Raw genomic sequence first — 23,156 nt, 5'->3', positions numbered from 1 at the left:
CTACAAAATCCACTCCTTGCCACTTTCCTTGAGCTGCATCAAAAGACCGATTCGTTAGGCACCTTACCATTGGACATCGAACATTTTTAACGTCCTCTGGAGCCCCCATGAACAAGTCCATGCTCAGCGCTTCGCTGGTTGCCCTCGCGCTCGCAGCCCCGCTCGCCCAAGCCTTCGAGGCCGGCGATATTCTCATTCGCGCTGGTGCAATCACCGTCAACCCGGAAGCCGACAGCTCCAGCGTCAAGGTCGATCAAGGTCCTCTGGCGGGTGCCGACCTGGGTGGCAAGGCGACCATGAGCAGCGACACGCAACTGGGCTTGAACTTCGCCTACATGCTCACCAACCACCTGGGTATCGAGCTGCTGGCAGCCACACCGTTCGAGCATGACGTGAAACTCAAGGACACGGCCCTGAGCGCGGCCAACGGCAAACTCGGCACCCTCAAGCACCTACCGCCAACCTTGAGCCTGGTGTACTACCCGCTGGATCCGAAGTCGGCCTTCCAGCCGTACGTCGGCGGCGGCATCAATTACACCTATATCTACGACGAACACGTTGGCAGCCAAGCGCAGTCCGCCGGTTTCAGCAACTTCAAGGCGGAAAACTCCTGGGGCCTGGCATGGCAGGTCGGTGCTGACTACATGCTGACCGATAAGATCATGATCAACGCCCAGGTGCGCTACATCGACATCGATACCCGCGCCACCGTCGAGAACAACTCGATTGCCCCAGGTACCCGGGCACGTGTGGACGTCGATGTAGACCCATTCATCTACATGGTGGGTCTGGGCTACAAGTTCTAAGCGACATCGCTGAAAGAATGTTCACGTGGTGGTGAACCTGGATGTTGTGGCGAGGGAGCTTGCTCCCGCCGGGTTGCGAAGCAGCCCTATTCCAGGCAGAAGCGGTGACTCAGACAAACCGCATTGACTGGATTGACGACTGCTACGCAGTCGAGCGGGACGATGCGGCGATCCGACAAGCTCCCTCGCCACAGGAATTGCACAGACTTTTAATGCAAATTCCGGCCACAAAAAAGGCGCCTGTCAAAGGCGCCTTTTTTGTGGCAGCAAAAATCTCAGCGCCCCAGCAACCGCGCCAGCCCCACACGCATCGGTGTCTGCTCTGTGGTAGTGAAGCGCTCCAACAGACGCCGGTTGTTCGCCCGGGAGTGACGAATGTCACCGGAGCGCGCCGGACCGTAGCTCACCGGTGGCAACTTGCCGACCACGGCTTCCAGCGCTTCGAGCATTTGCTTGAGTGTCGTCGCCTGGTTCCAGCCAACGTTGACCGCACCGACTTCGACCCGAGGCTTCTCGATGGCCTGCACCAGCAAGTCGACCAGGTCTTCGACGTAGACAAAATCCCGGGTCTGCTCGCCATCGCCGAACACGGTGATCGGCAAGCCCTTTAGTGCGCGCTCGCTGAAAATACTGATCACCCCGGAGTACGGCGAGGACGGATCCTGGCGCGGGCCGAAGATGTTGAAGAAGCGGAAAATCACCGGCTCCAGCCCATGCTGGCGGCGGTAGAAGTCGAAGTAATGCTCGCTGGCCAGTTTGTCTACCGCGTAAGGCGTCAGGGGGGCCTTGGGCGTGTCTTCATCGATCGACTCACCTTCACCATTGTTGCCATAGACCGCCGCGCTTGAGGCAAACAGCACGCGTTTGACTCCGGTCTGGCGCATGGCCTCGCAGACATTCAGCGTGCCGATGAAGTTGCTCTGGTGCGTGCGCACCGGATCGTCCACCGAGGCCTGCACCGAAGCAACGGCGGCCAGGTGCGCCACAGCACTGCAACCGGCCATCGCCCGGGCAACCAAAGCCGCATCGGCCACGTCGCCGACGATCAGTTCGACCCTGGGATTGTCCAGCGGCAGATTGCTGCGCTTGCCGGTGGACAGGTCATCGAGAATCCGCACCGCATGGCCCTTGGCAAGCAGGGCGTCAGTCAGGTGCGAACCAATGAAACCGGCACCGCCGGTGATCAAAACGGGACCGTCAGCCATGGCGATAGAACCTGTCCAGTAGACCGGGAAGCGCCGCACGCCAGGCGCGCGGTTTGATCCCGAAGGTGTGCAGAATTTTTTTGCAGGCCAATACCGCGTGTTGCGGTTCTTCGGCAGCATCAGGACGCGCGGCATGGGCCTGAGCGGTCGGGGCTTCGATGGCCAGCGGATGCAGGCTGCGGGCTTCAGTCAGAATCGCCTGCCCCAGCGCCAGCGGCGTAGTCGCCTCATGCCCGGCGTAGTGGTAGGTGCCCCACAGCGGCGCGGCACAATCGAGTTGCTTGAGCACTGAAATGATCACGCGGGCAGCATCGTCGACCGGCGTCGGATTGCCCCGTCGGTCATCGGCCATCAGCAGCTCTTCGGGTTGTTCGGCACGGGCCAGGAAGCGACCAAGGGTGCCATCCGGACTGTCGTCCAGCAGCCAGCCGAAACGCAACAGCACGTGTTGCGGGCAGGTGGCGCGAACGCTTTGCTCGATCCGCCACAACGCCTGACCGCGCAGGCCCAATGGCACCGGTTCGTCTTTTTCGCTGTAGGCCGTGGCACGGGAGCCGTCGAACACTCGATAGCTGGAAGGTTGCAGCAGGACGATGTTGTGGTGCTGGCACAATTCCGCCAGACGCTCGATCGCACGCTCCTGGCCGGCCAGACGCTGTTCGCTCACCGCCTCTGCCTGAAACCAGTCGAAGTAGTAGGCAAGGTTGATCAATGCATCGGGACGGGTGTCGTCGAGCAGTTGTGTCAGGCTCGCGGCATCCCAGCCGTCTTCGGGCGGGCGGGGTGCGAGGAAACCGATGTCTTCCTCCGCACCGAGGCGAATCAGCGCCTGCCCAAGGGCATTTCCGCCGCCCAGTAACATAAGGCGCATTCGCATAGAGTCAGCAGGCCCAGTCTGATTGAAACAATGGCGTTATCGACACCGCGCCCAGGCGATGTCGTTGGTAATTGCCGGAATCGTTGCATTTTGCGGGTTTAGAGCGCAACCGTCATCCGTAAAGTGTAGATGCCTGAGTTTTGCAGTGCTGCCACTGGCTTCATCGCGAGCAAGCTCGCTCCTACAGTGGTTTTGTGTACACCGCCCCCCTGTGGGAGCGAGCTTGCTCGCGATAGGGCCCTGAAAGGCGGTGAAGATCTTGAGTGGTACTTGCATCTTGCGCCCCCCACCCGCATAAATTGCTGCATGAACCTGCCCATCCCCGCAGACAGTGCCCTGAGCGGCTTTCACCCTGCCGTCAGCGCCTGGTTCAGCCACACGTTCGCAGCGGTCACCGCCGCCCAGGCCCGGGCGTGGCCGTCGATCCGCCAGCGCCGTTCGACTCTGGTCGCCGCGCCCACCGGCTCCGGCAAGACCCTCACCGCCTTTCTCGCCGTCATCGACGACCTGGTGCACCGCGGCCTGGAAAGCCCCGAAGGCTTGCCCGACGCCACCCTGGTGGTCTACGTCTCGCCCCTCAAGGCGCTGTCCAACGACATCCAGATCAACCTGCAAAACCCGCTGGCCGGCATTACCGAGCAATTGCGCGTGATGGGGCTGCCCGAACTGCAGATCAGCACCGCCGTGCGCACCGGCGATACTCCGCAAAAGGACCGTTCGGCGATGCGCAAGACGGCGCCGCATATTCTGGTGACCACACCGGAGTCCCTGTATGTGCTGCTTGGCTCTGATTCCGGCCGGCAGATGCTCGGCACCACACAAACGGTGATCGTCGACGAGATCCACGCCATGGCCGCCAGCAAACGCGGCAGCCACCTGGCACTGAGCCTTGAACGCCTGCAAGCACTCTGCCCGGAGCCGCTGCTGCGCATCGGTCTGTCAGCCACGCAAAAACCCATCGAAGCCGTCTCGCGCTTCCTGGTGGGTCGCGACCGCCCGTGCGAGATCATCGACATCGGCCACGCCCGCCCCCGCGACCTGGATATCGAAGTACCACCCGTGCCGCTATCGGCCGTGATGGCCAACGATGTCTGGGAACTGGTCTACGACCGCCTCGCCGCCCTCGCCCGGGAACACCGGACCACGCTGATTTTCGTCAACACCCGGCGCCTGGCCGAACGCCTGAGCCGGCACCTGAGCGAGCGCCTGGGCAAGGATGCCGTGGCGGCCCACCACGGCAGCCTGGCCAAGGAATTTCGCCTGGACGCCGAGCAGCGACTCAAGCGCGGCGACCTGCAGGTGCTGATCGCCACGGCGTCGCTGGAACTGGGGATCGATATCGGCGACGTCGACCTGGTGTGCCAGATCGCCTCGCCACGTTCGATTGCCGGGTTTCTGCAACGGGTCGGCCGTTCCGGGCACCAGGTCGGCGGCACGCCCAAGGGCCGTTTGTTCGCCACCACCCGCGACGACCTGATCGAATGCGCCGCGCTACTCGACTGCGTGCGCCGGGGCGAACTCGATACCTTGATGATCCCGCAGGCGCCGCTGGACGTGCTGGCGCAGCAGATCATCGCCGAGGTCAGTTGCCAGGAGTGGCCGGAGCAGGCGTTGCTGGAGATGCTGCGCCATGCCTCGCCCTACGCTGCACTCGACGACAAACACTACCAGGCGCTGCTGCACATGCTCGCCGAGGGCTACAACGGGCGTCAGGGCATCCGCAGTGCCTACCTGCACCGCGACGCCGTGAGCCGCACCCTGCGCGGTCGCCGGGGCGCAAAACTGACGGCGGTGACCAGCGGCGGGACCATTCCGGACAACGCCGACTACAGCGTGCTGCTGGAGCCTCAAGGGCTGAACATCGGCACCATCAACGAAGACTTCGCGGTGGAAAGCATCGCCGGGGATGTCTTCCAGTTGGGCAATACGTCCTATCGGATCCTGCGGGTGGAAACCGGCAAAGTCCGGGTCGAGGACGCCCAGGGCCAGCCGCCGACCATTCCGTTCTGGCTCGGTGAAGCACCGGGGCGCAGCGCCGAACTGTCCGCGGCGGTGGCGCGCTTGCAGGCACAACTCGATGACCTGCTGGGGGTTGCGCCAGGCAACTTGCAGCCAGCGCTCGACTGGCTGACTGACACCTTGGGCCTGAACCTCGCCAGCGCCGGACAACTGGTGGACTACCTGGCCCGCGCGCGGCAAACGCTGGGTGCCCTGCCCTCGCAAGACACGCTGCTGATGGAGCGCTTTTTCGACGAGTCCGGCGGCACGCAACTGGTAATTCACACGCCGTTCGGCAGCCGCATCAACCGCGCCTGGGGTCTGGCCCTGCGCAAGCGTTTCTGTCGCACCTTCAACTTCGAATTGCAGGCCGCCGCCAGCGAAGACGCCATCGTGCTGTCGCTGTCCACCAGCCACAGTTTTGAACTGGACGATGTCTGGCGCTACCTGCACAGCAACAGCGCCGAGCATATCCTGATTCAAGCGGTGCTCGACGCGCCGCTGTTCGGTGTGCGCTGGCGCTGGAATGCCGGGGTGGCCCTGGCGTTACCGCGCTACAGCGGCGGGCGCAAAGTCCCGCCGCAGATCCAGCGGATGAAAAGCGAAGACTTGATCGCCAGCGTGTTTCCCGACCAGATCGCCTGCGTGGAAAACCTCGCCGGCGAACGGGAAATTCCCGACCATCCGCTGGTAGAGCAGACCCTCGACGATTGCCTGCACGAAGCCATGGACACTGAAGGCTGGCTGGCCCTGTTGCGGCGCATGGAACGCGGCGACATTCGCCTGATCAGCCGCGATTTGCCGGCGCCTTCGCCGCTGGCGGCGGAGATTCTCAGCGCCCGCCCCTATACCTTTCTCGACGATGCGCCACTGGAGGAACGCAGAACCCAGGCCGTGCTCAATCGCCGCTGGAGCGACCCGCAATCCACCGACGACCTCGGTGCCCTGGATGCCGAGGCGATTGCCGCCGTGCGCGACGAAGCCTGGCCGACGCCCTCCGGCGTCGATGAAATGCACGAAGCGTTGATGAGCCTGGCGTGCATCACCGATGCCGAGGCCGGTGCCAATCCGCGGTGGCTCGATTGGCTCACGACCCTGGCCGACAGCGGACGCGCGAGCCGCTTGCAGATCAACGCTGGGCAATCGTTGTGGTTGGCGCTGGAGCGCCTGACCTGCCTGCGGGCGATTTATCCACAGGCCGAATTGACGCCACGGCTGCAAGCGCTGCCGGACTTCGACGAGGTCTGGGAACCCGACGACGCCATCCTCGAACTGATCCGCGCACGGCTCAGTGCCTTCGGGCCGCTGGCGCTCGATCGTATTGCCGAACCACTCGGCTTGCCCGCTGCACGGGTCAACCAGGCCCTGGCGCAACTGGAACGCGAAGGCTACGTGCTGCGAGGTCGCTTCACCCCGGGCACCGCCGAAGAAGAATGGTGCGAGCGGCATTTGCTGGCGCGGATTCACCGCTATACGGTCAAGCGCCTGCGTCGGGAAATCGAACCGGTGGCGTTGCAGGATTTCATGCGATTCCTGTTCGACTGGCAGCATGTGTCGGCCGCGAGCCAGGGTCAGGGCGCGGCGGTTTTGCCAGCCGTCGTCGCGCAATTCGAAGGCTACCCCGCCGCAGCCTCAGCCTGGGACAGCGACATCCTGCCCGGACGGATCAAGGACTACTCAGCGACCTGGCTGGATGAGTTGTGCCGCAGCGGAAGACTGGTGTGGACGCGCCTGACCGCGCACAACAAAAGCGCCGGCACCGCGCTGCGCAGCACGCCGATTGTATTGCTGCCGCGTAACCGGGTCGGTCTCTGGAGCGGTTTGACCGAACAGACGCCGGTCAGCGAACTGTCGCCGAAAACGCAAAAGGTCCACGCCGCCCTCAGCCAGCACGGCGCGCTGTTTTTCGATGAGCTGATCCATGAGGCCCATCTGCTGCGTTCGGAGCTGGAAATCGCCCTGCAGGAACTGGTAGGCGCGGGGTTGGTGAATGCCGACAGCTTCGCCGGATTGCGCGCACTGATCACCCCGGTCAGCAAGCGCCAGCCGCGCAACAGTCGGCGCGGGCGCGGGGCATTTATCGGTGGTATGGACGACGCCGGGCGCTGGGCGCTGTTGCGACGCGCACCTGCCGCGCCCGTGGTGGAAAACCAGCGTCCCGCGCCGACACCGGCCGAAACCCTTGAACACATCGCCATGACCTTGTTGCGTCGCTATGGCGTGGTGTTCTGGCGCCTGTTGGAACGCGAGGCGGATTGGCTGCCGAGCTGGCGCGAACTGCTGCGCACTTTCCATCGCCTGGAGGCACGGGGCGAGATTCGTGGCGGGCGGTTTGTCAGCGGCCTGGCGGGCGAGCAATTCGCCCTTCCCGAGGCGATTCCATTGCTGCGCGAGGTCCGGCGTCGGCCCCATGACGGCAGTCTGGTCGCAGTGTGCGGGGTCGATCCGCTGAACCTTGCCGGCATGCTGTTGCCCGGCGCGAAAGTCCCGGCGCTGGCGAGCAATCGGCTGGTGTATCGCGATGGTTTGCCGGTGGCTGCCGAGATTGCCGGCAAGCAGCAGTTCTGGCTGGAGCTGAATGAACAGGCAATGGCTGAAGTGCGCAGTAAGCTTATCCGGCATTAATGTGGTCTGGACCGGCCCCATCGCGAGCAAGCTCGCTCCCACAGGGGATTTTCTGTGAATACAAATTTTTGGCACAACAGAGATCACTGTGGGAGCGAGCTTGCTCGCGATGGGGCCAGACCAGCCACTGAAAGCCTCAAGTACAAAACTGACTACTGAGATCGCGGCCGATCCGGCATCAGCACTGCCGAATGATCCGGCTCATGCCCTGCCTCGGGCGGCGCTTCGACCGGATGCCTCGGCACCAGCGCCTGCTGTGGATAAGTCTGCGCGAAGTTCACCCACGGGCAGTTATCCACAAGCTTTTTCAAACGCTGGTTAAAGGCCCGGCTCACCGCGTATTGACCACCGGATACCGTGCGAAATTGCGCGGTCAGCACCACACCGTTGAGGTCCATCTTGTCGACGCCAAACACATCCAGCGGTCCTTGCAGGTTGTAACGCAGGAACGGGTCATTGCTGATGGAGTGCCCGGCCTCGCGGATCAGTTCGATGGCCTTATCGACATCGGTGTCGTAAGTGAATTGCACCGAGAAAAACGCATAGGCGAATTGCCGCGACTGGTTGGTCACGGCCTTGATCTGCCCGAACGGCACCGAGTGCACGAAGCCCTTGCCATCACGCAGGCGCAAGGTGCGGATGGTCAGGCCTTCGACGGTGCCGGCATGCCCGGAATCAAGCACCACCCAGTCACCGATGGACAGGGTGTCTTCGATGATGATGAACAGCCCGGTAATCACGTCCTGCACCAGTTGCTGGGAACCGAAACCGATCGCCAGGCCGATCACCCCGGCACCAGCCAGGAACGGCGCGACGTTGATCCCCAGGTTGGCCATGGTGGTGATCGCGCAAATCACCACCAGGATGATTTTGATCGCGTTGCGCAGCAGCGGCAGGATGGTTTTCACCCGCGTACTCGGCTGGCGCGCCGAGCGCTTGTAGGTCGGTGGTTTCAGGGCCTCCTGAATCGCCGTATCGAGCACCACCCAGACCATCCAGGTCACCAGCAGGATCAAACCGATGTGGCTCAGGGAATCACTGATCGCCCGGCCAACGGCATTGCTCACCGCGAATTCGAACAGCGACACGCCCCAGATCCGCCCGAGGATATCGATGAACACGATGGCCATGCCGATGCGCAGCAACGCATGGGACAGATTGAGAAAACGCTCCTTGTAGGCGCCGCTGCGGCGCAGCTCCGCTTCGCTGCGCGCCTTGAACAGATGATGCAGCGTGGTGCTGAGAAATACCGTGGCGATCAGCAGCACCGTGGTGAACAAGGCGCTGCGCAGCACTCTCTGGTTGTCCGCCCCGGCACCGATCAGGTTGATGATCGAAACCAGTACCATCAACAGAATCGGCCAATACCAGAGCCCGGAAAATATCCGCAGGGTTTCACGCAACGCCGGCTGCCTGAGGCGCTGGGCCAGCGGCAGGATGCGGATCACATGGGCTACCGGGCGACGCATGCGGATCACCAGCAAGCCGAAGGAAATCGACGCGGCCAACCCGGTGAATACTGCAATGCTGCTGGTGAGATTGCTGCCCAGTTGATGGGCGATCTGCGGACTGGTCAGGGCATCGCTCAAGGCCACCAGAAAACCGATACCGAATAACGGCCGGGGACTTTTCTCGCGAATGATCTGCACCGCCCGCCGCTTGTGGCCGGCATTGAACACCACCACCAGCGACAGCACCAATGACACGGAAAATATCCCCGTGCTTGCGGCATAAGCCAGACACAGCGCGAGCGCCCGACCGGCCGATATCGGCAAAAACTGGCTGGCATAAATCGTCAGGGGCAGGCTGACCACCGCCGGAAGAGTGTAGGGCAGCACGTAACCGAGCAACGCCTGTCCCCGTTCACGACTGAGCAGCAGACGATGCTCGCACAGACGCCTGGCGGTCATCCGCCCAAGCAGCCAAAGACAGGCAAACACCACCGCCCACACGCAGGTCAGTAGCAGAAAATCGCCGGCGACGCTCCAGGGCGAACGGGCCGAAGGCTGATTGACCAACTGATCCACTTCATCGGCCGCGCGATCGGCACGCAGGCGCCAGGCGTCGACCAGGTTCTCGTTGAGATCGAGTCTGGTCTGGACCTCGTCGATGCTTGAGCTGATAGCACCGAGCAAGCCGCCCTGTACCAGCGGTTCGGGGTGCGCCAGCGGTGTCGCGGTGGCCGGCAGCCCCGGTATCGCGGCGGCTTCCAGCTGCTCGCTGCCCAGCAACAGCAACGCACCCAGCAGTATCGCGGTCTTGAGCCTGATCAAAGCACCCACTCCTTTGGCTGTGTCTGTAAGGTACTGATCGAGAAATGCCGGGCAAGTTCGGACATTGCCCGCAGAAAGCAGGACAGCGATATTTGATCTGCACGCAAATATCAAATGTCCGTCCCTGTATTTTTCCGCACAACCCGAACCCCGACACTGCGCTCCATCGAATCAACCTCCGGAGTTGCAGCCATGCCCATTGCCCTGCTCGCGCTGACCCTCAGCGCCTTTGCCATCGGGACGACCGAGTTCGTCATCGTTGGCCTGTTACCCACCATTGGCGCCGACCTCGGCGTCAGCCTGCCGTCCGCCGGCCTGCTGGTCAGCCTGTATGCCCTGGGTGTTGCCGTCGGCGCCCCGGTGCTGACCGCCCTCACTGGCAAGGTTCCACGCAAATTCCTGCTGTTGTCGCTGATGGTGCTGTTCACCCTCGGCAACCTGCTGGCCTGGCAAGCACCGGGCTACGAGTCGTTGATCCTCGCCCGGATCGTCACCGGCCTGGCCCACGGGGTGTTTTTCTCGATCGGTTCGACCATCGCCACCAGTCTAGTGCCGAAGGAAAAAGCCGCCAGCGCGATCGCCATCATGTTCACCGGTCTGACCGTGGCGCTGGTCACCGGCGTGCCGCTGGGGACATTCATCGGCCAGCATTTCGGCTGGCGTGAAACCTTCCTCGCCGTTTCGGCACTGGGTGTCATCGCCTTCATCGGCAGCCTGCTCTACGTGCCGAAAAATATTGCCCACGGCAAACCTGCTTCGTTGTTGCAGCAATTACAGGTGCTCAAGAAACCGCGCCTGTTGCTGGTGTATGCCATGACAGCCCTCGGCTACGGCGGCTCGTTCATCGCCTTTACCTTCCTCGCGCCGATTCTGCAGGACCTCTCCGGCTTCAGCGCCGGCACCGTCAGCCTGGTGTTGCTGGTCTACGGTATCTCGGTAGCTGTCGGCAACATCTGGGGCGGCAAACTGGCGGACAAACGCGGTCCGATCAGCGCCCTGAAAATCATCTTTGCCCTGCTCGCCGCCGTGTTGTTCCTGCTGACCTTCACCGCCGGCAATCCGTGGCTCGCGCTGGCCACCGTGCTGGTCTGGGGCGCCGTGGCGTTCGGCAACGTACCTACCCTGTGGGAGCGAGCTTGCTCGCGATGACGGCGGCAAATTCAACATGGATTTGTCAGACAGAACGCCATCGCGAGCAAGCTCGCTCCCACAGTTGTTCGGTGTTCTGCAGAAAATGTACCGCCCGTAGCCCCATCGAAACTTTCGCCGCCGCCCCAGAGTCATCCAAAGACAGTGGCCGTCAGGCGGGAGGCGACATGACAGCGAATCACACCGATATTCCCGCACACTCAAACGCAACCGACATGCGGGTACAAGGTTCGTCCGTCATTTGTCGTTTCACGGTACTGACGGTCAACACCCACAAGGGGTTCACTGCGCTCAACCGGCGTTTCATCCTGCCGGAACTGCGTGAAGCGGTACGCAGTGTGTCAGCCGATGTGGTGTTTTTGCAGGAAGTCCACGGCACCCATGAACAGCACCCCAAGCGCTACACCAATTGGCCGGCGATGCCGCAATACGAATTCCTCGCCGACACCCTTTGGCCGCAGTTCGCCTATGGACGCAATGCGGTGTATCCGACGGGTGATCACGGCAATGCGCTGTTGTCGAAATTCCAGATCATTCGCCACGACAACCTCGACGTATCCATCAGTGGCCACGAGAACCGCGGGCTCTTGCATTGCGTGTTGCGTTTGCCCGGTGACGGCCAGGAGGTGCATGCGATTTGCGTGCACCTGGGGCTGCGCGAAACCCATCGTACCGCGCAACTGAAGTTGCTCGCCCAACGCCTGGACGCCCTGCCCAGCGACGCCCCGGTGATTGTCGCCGGGGACTTCAACGACTGGCGCCAGCGCGCCGATGCGTTTCTCAAGCCCAGCGGTCTGCATGAAGTCTTCGCCGCGCTGCATGGCAAACCGGCGCGCAGTTTCCCCGCGCGCTTGCCGGCATTGCGCCTGGACCGCATCTACGTGCGCAACCTCAAGGCCAGCCATCCGCAAGTGCTGACCACCCGGCCCTGGTCGCACCTTTCCGACCACGTCCCGCTGTCGGTGGAGATCGAGCTATGAGCAGCCGGTCGATGGAAAAAACCACGCTGGAACACATCCCCGCTCCGCCGATCCGCGAGCCGACAGCGGTCGATGTCGAATACGGCTGGCAAGGCAGCAATCGCGTCGAGTTGCTGGAAAACGGCGAGGCGTACTTTCCCCGGGTGTTTGCAACCCTGCGCCGGGCGCAAAGTGAAATCCTGCTGGAAACCTTCATTCTGTTCGAGGACAAGGTCGGCAATGAGCTGCAGCAGATCCTGATCGAAGCCGCTCAGCGCGGCGTGCGCACCACCGTCAGCCTCGACGGCTTTGGTTGCGGCGAGCTGAGTACCGGGTTCCTCACCGCGCTGACTGCGGCCGGCGTACACCTGCAAGTATTCGACCCGGCACCGAAACGCCTGGGCATCCGCACCAACTGGTTCCGGCGCCTGCACCGCAAGATCGTGGTGGTGGATGGCAGCGTCGCGTTCGTCGGCGGGATCAACTTTTCCGCCGATCATCTGGCCGACTTCGGCCCCGGGGCCAAACAGGATTATTCCGTAGAGGTGCAAGGCCCTGCCGTGGCCGACATCCATCACTTCGCGCTGCTGCAATGCGGTCGCCCGATGCACGCCAAATACTGGTGGCAACGCCGTCGGCAGCGGCGTTCGGAACTGGCCTTCAGCGATCACGATGGCCAGGTACGGCTGGTGTACCGCGACAACGCGGAACACCCGACCGACATCGAAGAGGTTTACCGCCAGGTGTTGCGCCAGGCACAGCGCCGAGTGGTGATCGCCAACGCCTACTTCTTTCCCGGTTTCCGCTTGCTGCGCGAGATCCGCAACGCGGCCCGCCGAGGCGTGGATGTGCGGCTGATCCTGCAGGGCCAGCCAGACATGCGGGTGGCCAGGCTCGCCGCGCGTATGACCTATGACTACCTGCTCAAGTCCGGCGTGAAGATCTACGAATATTGCGACCGCCCGCTGCACGGCAAGGTCGCCTTGGTGGACGAGGACTGGAGCACCGTCGGCTCCAGCAACCTCGACCCATTGAGCCTGTCGTTGAATCTGGAAGCCAACGTGCTGATCCGCGACCAGGCCTTCAATCGTCATCTGTTCAATCGCCTGGAAGACCTCAGCGATAACCATTGCAAGGCCATGTCTCCCGACGTCGCGCCACGAGGTCGTGTCTGGCACATGACCATCGGTTTTCTGGTGTTTCACTTCCTGCGGCATTTTCCGGCGTGGGCCGGTTGGTTGCCGGCGCATAAACCTCGTCTGAAACGCTTCCCCCCGCCATCCGGGAGTGCTGACCATGAACCGCGCTGAGACCCATTCGGCCTCTCCCGGCAAAAGCTGGGGCAAGTCCCATTGGCGTCGCTGGAAACGACCGCTGACGATGCTGTTTTTCCTGATGCTGATCGTGCTGTTCACGACGCTCGCCCAGCGCATCGAGTGGAACGAAGTGTTCGATAACCTGGCAGATTTCAAGGTGCGCACGCTGATCATTGCTTCGGGGCTTACCCTGGTGAGTTTTCTGGTGTACGCCTGCTTCGACCTGATCGGCCGCACCTACATCCGTCAGAACCTGACGTGGAAACAGATCCTGCCCGTGGGAATCATCAGCTACGCCTTCAACCTGAACCTGAGCGCCTGGGTCGGCGGCATCGCCATGCGTTACCGGTTGTATTCGCGGCTCGGGGTGAGCAAGAGCAACATCGCGAAAATCCTTGGCCTGAGCCTGGCGACCAACTGGTTCGGCTACATGGTGATTGCCGGCGCGGTGTTCAGCAGCGGGCTGGTGCGCATGCCACCGGGCTGGAAACTCAGCAGCAGCGCGCTGCAAGGCGTGGGGGTTTTGTTGTTGCTGCTGAGCGCCGGGTACCTGGCGGCGTGTCGGTTTGCCAAACGTCGGGAGTGGGCGACTCGCGGCGTGGAAATTGATCTGCCGTCACTGCGCATGGCAGTGCTGCAACTGGTCCTGGGTGCATTGAACTGGTCGCTGATGGCGGCGGTGATTTTCACCTTGTTGCCAGGCAAACTGGATTATCCACTGGTGCTGGGCGTGCTGTTGATCAGCGCCATCGCCGGAGTCATCACTCACATCCCGGCCGGGCTCGGCGTACTCGAGGCGGTGTTCGTGGCACTGCTGCAACATGAGGTTTCGCGGGGCAGTCTGGTAGCGGGACTGCTGGCCTATCGGGCGATTTATTTCATTTTGCCGCTGTTGATTACCGTGGTGATGTATTTGCTGGTGGAAGCCAAGGCAAAATCGTTGCGGATTGCCAGGAAACCCAAGTGATTTGTGGTGCTTGGGCGTCCGTCATCGCGGGCAAGCCCGCTCCCACAGGGAGCCAGGGTGAACACATTTTTGTGCTCGTCTACGATCAACTGTGGGAGCGGGYTTGCCCGCGATGGCGTCCGCAAGCTCACCGAAAATCACTGGGATTGAATAATGCTTAACCGCTCCCCCACCACCATCTCGGTAATCCAGTCCACCAGGATCGAGGTGTAGGCCTGCTGGGAAATCGGGTCACTCAAGGCATGGTCGGCTCCATCGATGATGCGGTGGGTCAGTGAGTGCGTCTGCTGGCAGGCTGCCCGATAGCTCATGATCGTCGCGTGGGGCACGTATTCGTCGGTCTCGGACTGCACCAGCAGGACATCCCCGGTGAACTGCGAACAGGCATGCAACGCGCGGTTACTGTCGGCACGTACCAGGGTACCTCGGTAATCACGTAGATCCAGTTTGTCCAGATCGCGTTTCGGCGTGTGCCATTGCTCGTCGCGATACAACGCCGGTACCCGTAGCGCCAGCCAGCGCACCGGCCTGAGCGAGGTCAGAATCGAGGCCAGATACCCCCCGTAACTGGTGCCGACCACGGCAATCGCCGACGTATCGAGAGCCGGGTGCGCGAGCAATCGGTCATAGGCTGCCAACAGGTCACGCAGGTTGTCTTCGCGGGTCACCCGGGACAATGGAATACCGGTGCCGCCGGTGTGTCCGCGCAGGTCGAACGTCAGGCAGACACAGCCCAACGCGGCGATGCCCTTGGCGCGCTCCAGATCCCGCTCCTGACTGCCGCCCCAACCGTGCACGAAGAGCACGCCGGGGACTTTCGATTTGGGGCTCAGAAAAGTCCCGCTCATCTGTTCGTTGTCGATGTCGATCTGAATGGATTCGCTTCTAGCCGTCATAGGATTTAACCGTCACATACTTGAGGAGAAAGTCACTGGTCTGCGCCGGCCCGCGATACACCTCGATGGCGTCTGCCGGCAACGGCTGATCGCTGTAGGTTTCCACCGAAGACACACGAGTCGCGCGCATCCCCGGATCGTTGACGAAACTCTGCAAGGCCGCTACCTCGGCGCTGCTGGCACCGCCCATGCGCCAGGACTGTTCGAGCACGCCACTGCGCTGTTTGCCGTCGCTATCGATGCCCTGAGCGATGTCGTAGTTGCGCCGCGATGCATAGAAACCTGGATAGGCTTCATCCGCGGCGCTGTCGAACACCTGCGCTTGCTTGATAGCCACCCGCACATCATCGGCCAGGTCCAGCTTCAGTAAATCGACGTAGCTGCCCTGCACCACCAACAGGTTCGAGCCGCCATACACCTCTTCGCCCCTTGCGTCCTTGGTCAAGTATTGTTCACCGCAGTAACTCAGCACCTTGTCGCCGATGAAACTCTGACCGACGCTGTGGGTGATCACTTGATCCAGGTCCTGCTCCAACACCACGCCTTGCGCGAACAGCGTTTTGGCTTCGGGTCGGGCGAGGATTTCGTCGAACCGGTCGAGGCTGTCGATCACTTCCTGACCCCGCCCGGCGCAGGCGTGAATCGGCTTGAGGCGGATCGGGCCGGTATAGAGCAGATGCTTCGCCGCTGGCCGTGCATCCTCCAGCGAGAACACACTGAGACCGTCGAGCACGACACTGCGCACCCGCTCGGAAAACAATGGTGCCCAGCCTTGCGGTGCATGGGCATGGTGGTTGAGCAATCCATGACTGATGGCTTTGGTGCATATGAAGTCGTGGTCGACATAACCGCCCCACAAGTCCTCCGGCCCCTTGACCCCGAGTTGCCGGGCAACCGCAGCGCCCACCAGGGTCTGGGTCGGCAACAGGTAGAGGTCCTGCCCGTCGTGCAACTGCGGGTCGTAGCTGCCGCCGTACTCGAGCCCCAGTATCTGCGCCAGCCAGCGGGCCAGTGCACGGTTGGTTTCGACTTCATGCAGTGGCGCATCGGCGAGCACCGAATGGGCGACCACCAGTTTCTTGCGGTTTGTTGGGGTCATGCCCCCCCCCCCCTTCAATCGACGCTTGATGAATGTAGCTGAAGGGGTGCAGAGATCAGGCCAAGCCTGTGTACGGGGAAAGGGTTTTCAAATCAGCCTGTTGCGCAGAAAGTGATGGCATGATGCCTGTTTTATTCTGCACGACGCCCTTTGAAATTCCGGCATTTTGCACGATTCAAACCCGCACACCCGACCCTGTGGGAGCGAGCTTGCTCGCGATAGCGGTGTGTCAGACACATCAATGTTGAATGTCATGCCCTCATCGCGAGCGAGCTCGCTCCCACAGTATGTTTGTGGTGCTGCGTCTAGCGCGGCGCCGCCCCCGGTGTCACCCCAAACCGCATCCGATAATCACTCGGCGCCAGCCCGGTGATTTTCTTGAACGTCGCGCGAAACGCCCCGGGGTCCTGGTAACCCACGGTCCAGGCGATATGGTCGATGGTGCCGTTGGTGAACTCGAGCATTTCCCGGGCCTTGCCGACTCGCAGATGCTGGCAGTATTCGGTGGGTTTGAGCCCGGTAGCCGCGCGGAATCTTCGCAGGAAGGTGCGCTCCTCCAGCCCTGCCTTTTCGGCCATCGCCGCCAGCGACACATCGATTGCCCCGGTGCTTTGCAGCCAGTGTTGCACCTTGAGGATCGCCGCATCACCATGACCGAGGATCGGCGCAAAGTTGCTGCCGCACTCACTGGCGCTGTCGCTGTGCTCCACCACCAGAAAACGTGCGGTATTGGTGGCAATGCTCGGTCCCAACAACCGGTTGACCAGGCGCAAACCCAGTTCGGACCAGGCCATCAGCCCGGCGGTGGTAATCAGATCACCGTCATCGACAATCGGTGTGTCGGCCTTGAGCCTGATCGCCGGGTAACGTTCGGCAAAGGTTTTGGCCGAGGTCCAGTGGGTGGTGGCGCTACGACCGTCGAGCAGACCACTTTCGGCCAACAGGATAGAACCCACGCAAACCCCGCCCAGCGTCGCGCCGCTGGCATGTTGCTCGCGCAACCAGCGGATCAATCCCTGTGGCGCCTGGCCTTCGGAAAAACCGGCGATCGATGGCGGAATCAACACGGCCACCGGGGTGCGCTCCGGACCGGGATGGCTGTTGAAGACCCGAACTGGCGGCTGATCACCTTCGACCTGCCAATGGCTGACCCGCAACAGCGGCAACTGCGCAGACTGATGTTCGGCGGCGATCCGGTTGGCCACCCCGAACAAGTCCGTCAAGCCATGCACCGCCGCCATCTGCGCGCCGGGATAGATCAGCACACCGAGCTCGGCGATTGCCCTTTCTGCATCCATTGTCAGTTTTCCCCCTCTTATTGTCGGTGCGGCCAATCCCCGGATCGTCTGCCAGCGCCAATACTTCATTCCACACCAACACACACTTCGAGGAATCAGTCATGGCCAAGCAAGCGCTCATCGTAGTCGATATCCAGAACGACTACTTCCCCCAAGGCAAGTGGCCGCTGGTCGGTGCCGACGCCGCCGCAGACAACGCCGCACGCCTGATCAAGGCCTTCCGCGACGCCGGTGATTCGGTGGTGCACATCCGCCACGAATTCACCTCCGAAGAGGCACCGTTTTTCTCCCCGAACTCCGAAGGCGCCAAGCTCCACCCCAAAGTTCTCAACCGCGCCGACGAGCCTGTGGTGCTCAAGCACTTCGTCAATTCATTCCGCGAAACCGAGCTGAAATCGATCCTCGACGAGCAAGGCATCAAGGAACTGGTGGTCGTGGGCAGCATGAGCCACATGTGCGTCGACGGCATCACCCGTGCGGCGGCGGACTTTGGCTATAAGGTAACCGTGATCCACGACGCCTGCGCGACCCGTGACCTGGAGTTCAATGGCGTGACAGTTCCGGCGACGCAGGTTCATGCGGCGTTCATGGCAGCCCTGGCGTTTGCGTATGCCAGCGTAGTGTCGACCAACGATTTCCTCGCGGCCTGAGTCTGCGGTTAAATTCCACCGCCCATAAAAAACCCGCACTTCAGGCCGAAGTGCGGGTTTTGTTTTGTCAGCTTGTAGCTTGTAGCTTGTAACTTGAGGCTTGCAGCTGCTTTAGAACGGAATATCGTCATCAAAGCTGTCGAAATCCGGAGCCGGCTGAGGAGCAGCCGGCTGTGGCGCCGGACGCGACTGTTGCGGTGCCGACTGCTGTGGACGCGGAGCCTGCTGGCGCGGAGCGGATTGCTGGTAGTTGTTACCGCCGCCCTGACCCTGTTGGTCGCCTTGTGGACGACCGCCCAGCAACTGCATGGTGCCTTGCATGTCGACCACGATTTCGGTGGTGTAACGCTTGATACCGTCTTTTTCCCACTCGCGGGTCTGCAGCTTGCCTTCGATGTACACCTGCGAACCTTTACGCAGGTATTCGCCGGCGATCTCAGCCACTTTGCCGAACATCGACACACGGTGCCATTCGGTTTTTTCGACTTTCTGACCGGTTTGCTTGTCGGTCCACTGTTCGCTGGTCGCCAGACTCAAGTTGGTCACGGCGTTACCATTGGGCAGGTAACGAACTTCAGGATCCTGGCCGCAAGTGCCGACCAATATGACTTTGTTAACCCCACGGGCCATTACGTTCTCCTAGGCTACGCACGCTGCCCCGGCCGAGTTGTTCACCAGGCTTTCAAGGGTGGTGCGATCCAATAGTTCGGTGTCCAATTTGATGTAAATGGCCGCTTCATCAGCGACTATCACTGCATCTGTTACCCCTACGACCGCCTTCAGGCGCTCGACCAGACCCGCTTCGCGGATCGCCTCGGGCGACAACGGCAAGCGCAGGCTTGTCACGTAGGGAGGTTCTCGCATGGTAACAGCAAAGGCCAGCCAGAGGGCAGCCAGACCGGCGCATCCGAGGAACACAACCGACAGACCGCCATGCTGGAACAGCCAGCCGCCGAGGATGCCCCCCAGTGCCGAGCCCAGGAACTGGCTGGTGGAATAAACCCCCATCGCCGTACCCTTGCCGCCCGCCGGTGAAACCTTGCTGATCAGCGATGGCAACGAAGCTTCCAGCAGATTGAATGCGGTGAAGAACACCACCGTACCGATCACCAGAGCCCGCAAGCTATCGCCGAACTGCCAGAAGAATAGCTCAGTGAGCATCAGCGTCACGACGGCGCCGAGTAAAACTCGTTTCATTTTGCGTTTCTTCTCGCCGTAGATAATGAACGGGATCATGGCGAAGAAAGAAATCAGCAGCGCGGTCAGGTACACCCACCAGTGCTGCTCTTTGGGCAGCCCGGCCTTCTCGACCAGCGCCAGTGGCAAGGCGACGAAGCTGGACATCAACATCGCGTGCAAGACAAAAATGCCGAGGTCCAGGCGCAGCAGGTCCGGATGCTTGAGGGTCGGGATCAGCGCCTGGCGCGCGACACCGGACTCGCGATGCTGCAACGGGCTGGTGGAGCGCGGCACCATGAACATCACGATCACGATGCCGAACAACGCCATGCCGCCCGTGGCAAGGAACAGCCCGGACAGCCCGAAGGCGYGGGTCAGCAGCGGGCCGACCACCATGGCCACCGCAAACGACAGGCCGATGGTCATGCCGATCATGGCCATGGCCTTGGTCCGGTGCTGCTCGCGGGTCAGGTCCGACAGCAAGGCCATGACCGCCGCGGAAATCGCCCCGGCGCCCTGCAGGATTCGCCCGGCAATCACACCCCAGATCGAATCGGCATTGGCTGCCAGCAGACTGCCGAGGGCAAACACGATCAGGCCCAGGTAAATCACCGGGCGGCGACCGATGCGGTCGGAAATGAAACCGAAAGGAATCTGGAAAACCGCCTGGGTCAGCCCATAAGCGCCAATCGCCAGGCCAATCAGGGCCGGAGTAGCCCCGGCCAGATCCATCCCATAGGTCGCCAGAACCGGCAACACCATGAACATGCCAAGCATACGGAAGGCGAACACCAGGGCCAGACCGCTTGCTGCGCGGGTCTCGCTGCCACTCATGCGCTCGCTGTGGGGATCGTGCATGGAAAAACCTCATGTTAACCGGCGGCGATTCTACCAGTCCCTTCGATTGGCAGGGTATATCGCGACGCTTTGACGCGCATTGCTGACACACTCTTCATGTAAGACAGTAGCCCACTCGTTTGATAGTGTGCATCCATCCAGTATTTGGCCGTATACTCCTACGTTTTCGACGCCCGCCAAGCGAGGCCACCTTGGACAAGATCCTGATTCGTGGGGCTCGAACCCACAACCTGAAGAACATCGACCTGACCCTGCCACGGGACAAGCTGATCGTCATCACCGGCCTGTCCGGCTCCGGAAAGTCGTCCCTGGCGTTCGACACCCTGTACGCCGAAGGTCAGCGCCGCTACGTCGAATCGCTGTCGGCCTACGCCCGGCAGTTCCTGTCGATGATGGAAAAACCCGATGTCGACACCATCGAAGGCCTGTCGCCGGCGATCTCCATCGAGCAGAAGTCCACCTCGCACAACCCGCGCTCGACGGTCGGCACCATTACCGAAATCTACGACTACCTGCGTCTGCTTTATGCACGCGTGGGTATTCCCCGTTGCCCGGATCACGATATCCCGCTGGAAGCGCAGACCGTCAGCCAGATGGTCGACCTGGTCCTCGCCGAACCGGAGGGCAGCAAACTGATGCTGTTGGCGCCGGTCATCCGCGAGCGCAAAGGCGAGCACCTGTCGGTTTTCGAAGAGCTGCGCGCCCAAGGGTTCGTCCGCGCCCGAATCAACGGCAAGCTCTACGAGCTGGACGAAGCACCCAAGCTCGACAAGCAGAAAAAACATACCATTGATGTCGTGGTCGACCGCTTCAAGGTTCGCGCCGACCTGCAACAACGCCTGGCGGAATCCTTCGAGACCGCGCTGAAACTGGCGGACGGCATCGCCCTGGTGGCCCCGATGGACGACGAGCCGGGTGAAGAGATGATCTTCTCCGCACGCTTCGCCTGCCCGATCTGTGGTCACGCCATCAGCGAGCTTGAGCCAAAACTGTTCTCCTTCAACAACCCGGCGGGCGCTTGCCCGACCTGTGATGGTTTGGGAGTAAAGCAGTTCTTCGACATCAAGCGCCTGGTCAATGGCGAACTGACCCTGGCCGAAGGGGCGATTCGTGGCTGGGATCGGCGCAACGTCTATTACTTCCAGATGCTCGGGTCGCTGGCGGCCCACTATAAATTCAGCCTTGAAGTGCCGTTCAACGAATTGGCCGCTGACCAGCAGAAAAATATCCTGCACGGCAGCGGTTCGCAAAACGTCGACTTCAAATACCTGAACGACCGTGGCGATATCGTCAAACGCTCGCATCCGTTCGAAGGCATCGTGCCGAACCTGGAGCGACGCTACCGCGAGACCGAATCGGCATCGGTGCGCGAAGAGCTGGCCAAGTTCCTCAGCACCCAGTCGTGCCCGGATTGCCGCGGCACCCGCCTGCGGCGTGAGGCGCGGCACGTGTGGGTCGGCGAGAAAACCCTGCCGGCAGTGACCAACCTGCCTATCGGTGATGCGTCCGATTATTTTGGCGGGCTCAAGCTCACCGGAAGGCGTGGGGAAATTGCCGACAAGATCCTCAAGGAAATCCGCGAACGCCTGCAGTTCCTGGTCAACGTCGGTCTCGACTATCTGTCGCTGGATCGCAGTGCGGACACCTTGTCCGGTGGTGAGGCCCAGCGTATTCGTCTGGCCAGCCAGATTGGTGCCGGCCTGGTGGGCGTCCTGTACATCCTAGACGAGCCCTCCATCGGCCTGCATCAGCGCGATAACGACCGGCTACTGGGCACCCTCAAGCATCTGCGTGATATCGGTAACACGGTGATCGTGGTCGAGCACGACGAAGACGCCATTCGTCTGGCCGACTACGTGGTGGACATCGGCCCGGGCGCGGGTGTGCATGGCGGGCATATCGTCGCCGAAGGCACGCCGGCCGAGGTCATGGCGCATCCGGACTCGCTGACCGGCAAATACCTGTCGGGCCGGGTGAAGATCGAAGTCCCGGCCAAGCGCACACCACGCAACAAGAAGCTGACGCTGGCGCTCAAGGGCGCGCGTGGCAACAACCTGCGCAATGTCGACCTGGAGATTCCGATCGGCCTGCTGACCTGTGTGACCGGCGTGTCCGGCTCCGGCAAGTCGACGCTGATCAACAACACGCTGTTCCCTTTGAGCGCTACAGCGCTGAATGGCGCCACTACCCTTGAAGCGGCCGTCCACGACAGCATCAAGGGCCTTGAGCACCTGGACAAGGTCGTCGACATCGACCAGAGCCCGATCGGCCGTACACCGCGCTCCAACCCGGCGACCTACACCGGATTGTTCACGCCGATCCGCGAGTTGTTCGCCGGCGTACCGGAGTCCCGCTCCCGGGGCTACGGGCCGGGGCGCTTCTCCTTCAACGTCAAGGGCGGCCGCTGCGAGGCTTGTCAGGGCGACGGCTTGATCAAGGTGGAGATGCACTTCCTGCCGGACATCTACGTGCCGTGCGACGTGTGCAAGAGCAAGCGTTACAACCGCGAAACCCTGGAGATCAAGTACAAGGGCAAGAACATCCACGAAACCCTCGAGATGACCATCGAGGAAGCACGGGAGTTCTTCGATGCTGTACCGGCCCTGGCGCGCAAGCTGCAAACGTTGATGGACGTCGGCCTGTCGTACATCAAGCTGGGGCAATCGGCGACCACACTCTCCGGTGGTGAAGCCCAACGGGTGAAACTCTCCCGCGAGCTGTCCAAGCGCGATACCGGCAAGACCCTGTACATCCTCGATGAACCGACCACCGGGCTGCACTTCGCGGATATCCAGCAACTGCTGGACGTGCTGCATCGCCTGCGCGACCACGGCAACACCGTGGTGGTGATCGAACACAACCTGGACGTGATCAAGACCGCTGACTGGCTGGTGGACCTGGGTCCGGAGGGTGGTTCCAAGGGCGGTCAGATCATTGCCGTCGGCACGCCGGAGGAAGTGTCCGAGATGAAGCAATCCCACACCGGTTACTACCTCAAACC

15 protein-coding genes and 1 pseudogene are annotated in these 23,156 nt (G+C 61.8%); 8 read left to right on the top strand and 8 right to left on the bottom strand.

Annotated features, from left to right (window positions below):
- Nucleotides 1–107: 107 nt before the first annotated feature.
- Complete coding sequence (locus AC1DU9_RS14030; RefSeq protein ID WP_223461698.1) at nucleotides 108–806, top strand: OmpW/AlkL family protein; 699 nt, start codon at nucleotides 108–110, stop codon at nucleotides 804–806.
- A gap of 275 nt (nucleotides 807–1,081) precedes the next feature.
- Here the strand turns inward: AC1DU9_RS14030 and AC1DU9_RS14025 are convergent, their stop codons facing one another.
- Nucleotides 1,082–2,011 carry an NAD-dependent epimerase/dehydratase family protein gene (locus AC1DU9_RS14025; protein ID WP_223461696.1) on the bottom strand — a complete coding sequence of 310 codons (930 nt, stop codon included), beginning with the start codon at nucleotides 2,009–2,011 and terminating at the stop codon, nucleotides 1,082–1,084.
- Nucleotides 2,004–2,888: a sugar nucleotide-binding protein gene (locus AC1DU9_RS14020; protein WP_223461694.1), complete on the bottom strand. Its 885-nt coding sequence runs from the start codon at nucleotides 2,886–2,888 to the stop codon at nucleotides 2,004–2,006. The genes AC1DU9_RS14025 and AC1DU9_RS14020 overlap by 8 nt, the downstream gene beginning before the upstream one ends.
- 306 nt (nucleotides 2,889–3,194) lie before the next feature.
- Here AC1DU9_RS14020 and AC1DU9_RS14015 point away from each other — a divergent pair, with 306 nt between their 5' ends.
- Nucleotides 3,195–7,511 carry an Lhr family helicase gene (locus AC1DU9_RS14015; RefSeq protein WP_477810344.1) on the top strand — a complete coding sequence of 1,439 codons (4,317 nt, stop codon included), beginning with the start codon at nucleotides 3,195–3,197 and terminating at the stop codon, nucleotides 7,509–7,511.
- A 152-nt stretch (nucleotides 7,512–7,663) separates the two neighbouring features.
- Here AC1DU9_RS14015 and AC1DU9_RS14010 read toward each other — a convergent pair whose 3' ends face one another.
- Nucleotides 7,664–9,784, bottom strand: coding sequence for a mechanosensitive ion channel family protein (locus tag AC1DU9_RS14010; protein WP_223461690.1), 2,121 nt, complete (start codon nucleotides 9,782–9,784; stop codon nucleotides 7,664–7,666).
- A 192-nt stretch (nucleotides 9,785–9,976) separates the two neighbouring features.
- Here AC1DU9_RS14010 and AC1DU9_RS14005 point away from each other — a divergent pair.
- From AC1DU9_RS14005 to AC1DU9_RS13990, 4 genes and pseudogenes are all read left to right on the top strand, one after another.
- A pseudogene (locus tag AC1DU9_RS14005) lies at nucleotides 9,977–10,909 on the top strand (MFS transporter); the annotation flags it as partial.
- A 239-nt stretch (nucleotides 10,910–11,148) separates the two neighbouring features.
- Nucleotides 11,149–11,913, top strand: a complete 765-nt coding sequence (locus AC1DU9_RS14000; protein WP_477810359.1) for an endonuclease/exonuclease/phosphatase family protein — start codon at nucleotides 11,149–11,151, stop codon at nucleotides 11,911–11,913.
- Nucleotides 11,910–13,202 carry a cardiolipin synthase ClsB gene (gene clsB, locus AC1DU9_RS13995; protein ID WP_477810343.1) on the top strand — a complete coding sequence of 431 codons (1,293 nt, stop codon included), beginning with the start codon at nucleotides 11,910–11,912 and terminating at the stop codon, nucleotides 13,200–13,202. Before AC1DU9_RS14000 ends, clsB begins: the two co-directional genes overlap by 4 nt.
- Complete coding sequence (locus AC1DU9_RS13990; RefSeq protein WP_223461685.1) at nucleotides 13,189–14,175, top strand: lysylphosphatidylglycerol synthase domain-containing protein; 987 nt, start codon at nucleotides 13,189–13,191, stop codon at nucleotides 14,173–14,175. The genes clsB and AC1DU9_RS13990 overlap by 14 nt, the downstream gene beginning before the upstream one ends.
- Nucleotides 14,176–14,312: 137 nt before the next feature.
- Here the strand turns inward: AC1DU9_RS13990 and AC1DU9_RS13985 are convergent, their stop codons facing one another.
- The 3 genes from AC1DU9_RS13985 to AC1DU9_RS13975 form a co-directional block, all read right to left on the bottom strand.
- Complete coding sequence (locus AC1DU9_RS13985) at nucleotides 14,313–15,071, bottom strand: alpha/beta hydrolase family protein (protein WP_223461682.1); 759 nt, start codon at nucleotides 15,069–15,071, stop codon at nucleotides 14,313–14,315.
- Nucleotides 15,061–16,170, bottom strand: a complete 1,110-nt coding sequence (locus AC1DU9_RS13980; RefSeq protein ID WP_223461680.1) for a DUF3182 family protein — start codon at nucleotides 16,168–16,170, stop codon at nucleotides 15,061–15,063. Before AC1DU9_RS13980 ends, AC1DU9_RS13985 begins: the two co-directional genes overlap by 11 nt.
- 305 nt (nucleotides 16,171–16,475) lie before the next feature.
- Nucleotides 16,476–17,468, bottom strand: a complete 993-nt coding sequence (locus AC1DU9_RS13975; RefSeq protein WP_223461678.1) for a GlxA family transcriptional regulator — start codon at nucleotides 17,466–17,468, stop codon at nucleotides 16,476–16,478.
- Nucleotides 17,469–17,569: 101 nt separating this feature from the next.
- Between AC1DU9_RS13975 and AC1DU9_RS13970 the strand changes: the two genes are divergently transcribed.
- Complete coding sequence (locus tag AC1DU9_RS13970) at nucleotides 17,570–18,118, top strand: cysteine hydrolase family protein (protein WP_223461676.1); 549 nt, start codon at nucleotides 17,570–17,572, stop codon at nucleotides 18,116–18,118.
- A gap of 111 nt (nucleotides 18,119–18,229) precedes the next feature.
- Here the strand turns inward: AC1DU9_RS13970 and AC1DU9_RS13965 are convergent, their stop codons facing one another.
- Complete coding sequence (locus AC1DU9_RS13965; RefSeq protein WP_223461674.1) at nucleotides 18,230–18,748, bottom strand: single-stranded DNA-binding protein; 519 nt, start codon at nucleotides 18,746–18,748, stop codon at nucleotides 18,230–18,232.
- A gap of 9 nt (nucleotides 18,749–18,757) precedes the next feature.
- On the bottom strand, nucleotides 18,758–20,155 hold the full coding sequence (locus AC1DU9_RS13960) for an MFS transporter (protein WP_477810342.1): 1,398 nt from the start codon (nucleotides 20,153–20,155) through the stop codon (nucleotides 18,758–18,760).
- 191 nt (nucleotides 20,156–20,346) lie between these two features.
- Between AC1DU9_RS13960 and uvrA the strand changes: the two genes are divergently transcribed.
- Nucleotides 20,347–23,156: excinuclease ABC subunit UvrA (gene uvrA, locus AC1DU9_RS13955; protein ID WP_477810341.1), on the top strand; the 2,810-nt coding region annotated here is incomplete at its 3' end.

Source organism: Pseudomonas sp. P4_C1, from assembly GCF_056402155.1.
The sequence above is the reverse complement of the archived record's forward strand: the minus strand, read 5'-3'. Positions and strand labels throughout refer to the sequence as shown.

Excerpts from the sequence above, each read along its gene's own strand:
- AC1DU9_RS14030 (WP_223461698.1), top strand. The coding sequence starts at position 108 with ATGAACAAGTCCATGCTCAGCGCTTCGCTGGTTGCCCTCGCGCTCGCA.
- AC1DU9_RS14025 (WP_223461696.1), bottom strand. The coding sequence starts at position 2,011 with ATGGCTGACGGTCCCGTTTTGATCACCGGCGGTGCCGGTTTCATTGGT.
- AC1DU9_RS14020 (WP_223461694.1), bottom strand. The coding sequence starts at position 2,888 with ATGCGAATGCGCCTTATGTTACTGGGCGGCGGAAATGCCCTTGGGCAG.
- AC1DU9_RS14015 (WP_477810344.1), top strand. The coding sequence starts at position 3,195 with ATGAACCTGCCCATCCCCGCAGACAGTGCCCTGAGCGGCTTTCACCCT.
- AC1DU9_RS14000 (WP_477810359.1), top strand. The coding sequence starts at position 11,149 with ATGCGGGTACAAGGTTCGTCCGTCATTTGTCGTTTCACGGTACTGACG.
- clsB (WP_477810343.1), top strand. The coding sequence starts at position 11,910 with ATGAGCAGCCGGTCGATGGAAAAAACCACGCTGGAACACATCCCCGCT.
- AC1DU9_RS13990 (WP_223461685.1), top strand. The coding sequence starts at position 13,189 with ATGAACCGCGCTGAGACCCATTCGGCCTCTCCCGGCAAAAGCTGGGGC.
- AC1DU9_RS13985 (WP_223461682.1), bottom strand. The coding sequence starts at position 15,071 with ATGACGGCTAGAAGCGAATCCATTCAGATCGACATCGACAACGAACAG.
- AC1DU9_RS13980 (WP_223461680.1), bottom strand. The coding sequence starts at position 16,170 with ATGACCCCAACAAACCGCAAGAAACTGGTGGTCGCCCATTCGGTGCTC.
- AC1DU9_RS13975 (WP_223461678.1), bottom strand. The coding sequence starts at position 17,468 with ATGGATGCAGAAAGGGCAATCGCCGAGCTCGGTGTGCTGATCTATCCC.
- AC1DU9_RS13970 (WP_223461676.1), top strand. The coding sequence starts at position 17,570 with ATGGCCAAGCAAGCGCTCATCGTAGTCGATATCCAGAACGACTACTTC.
- AC1DU9_RS13965 (WP_223461674.1), bottom strand. The coding sequence starts at position 18,748 with ATGGCCCGTGGGGTTAACAAAGTCATATTGGTCGGCACTTGCGGCCAG.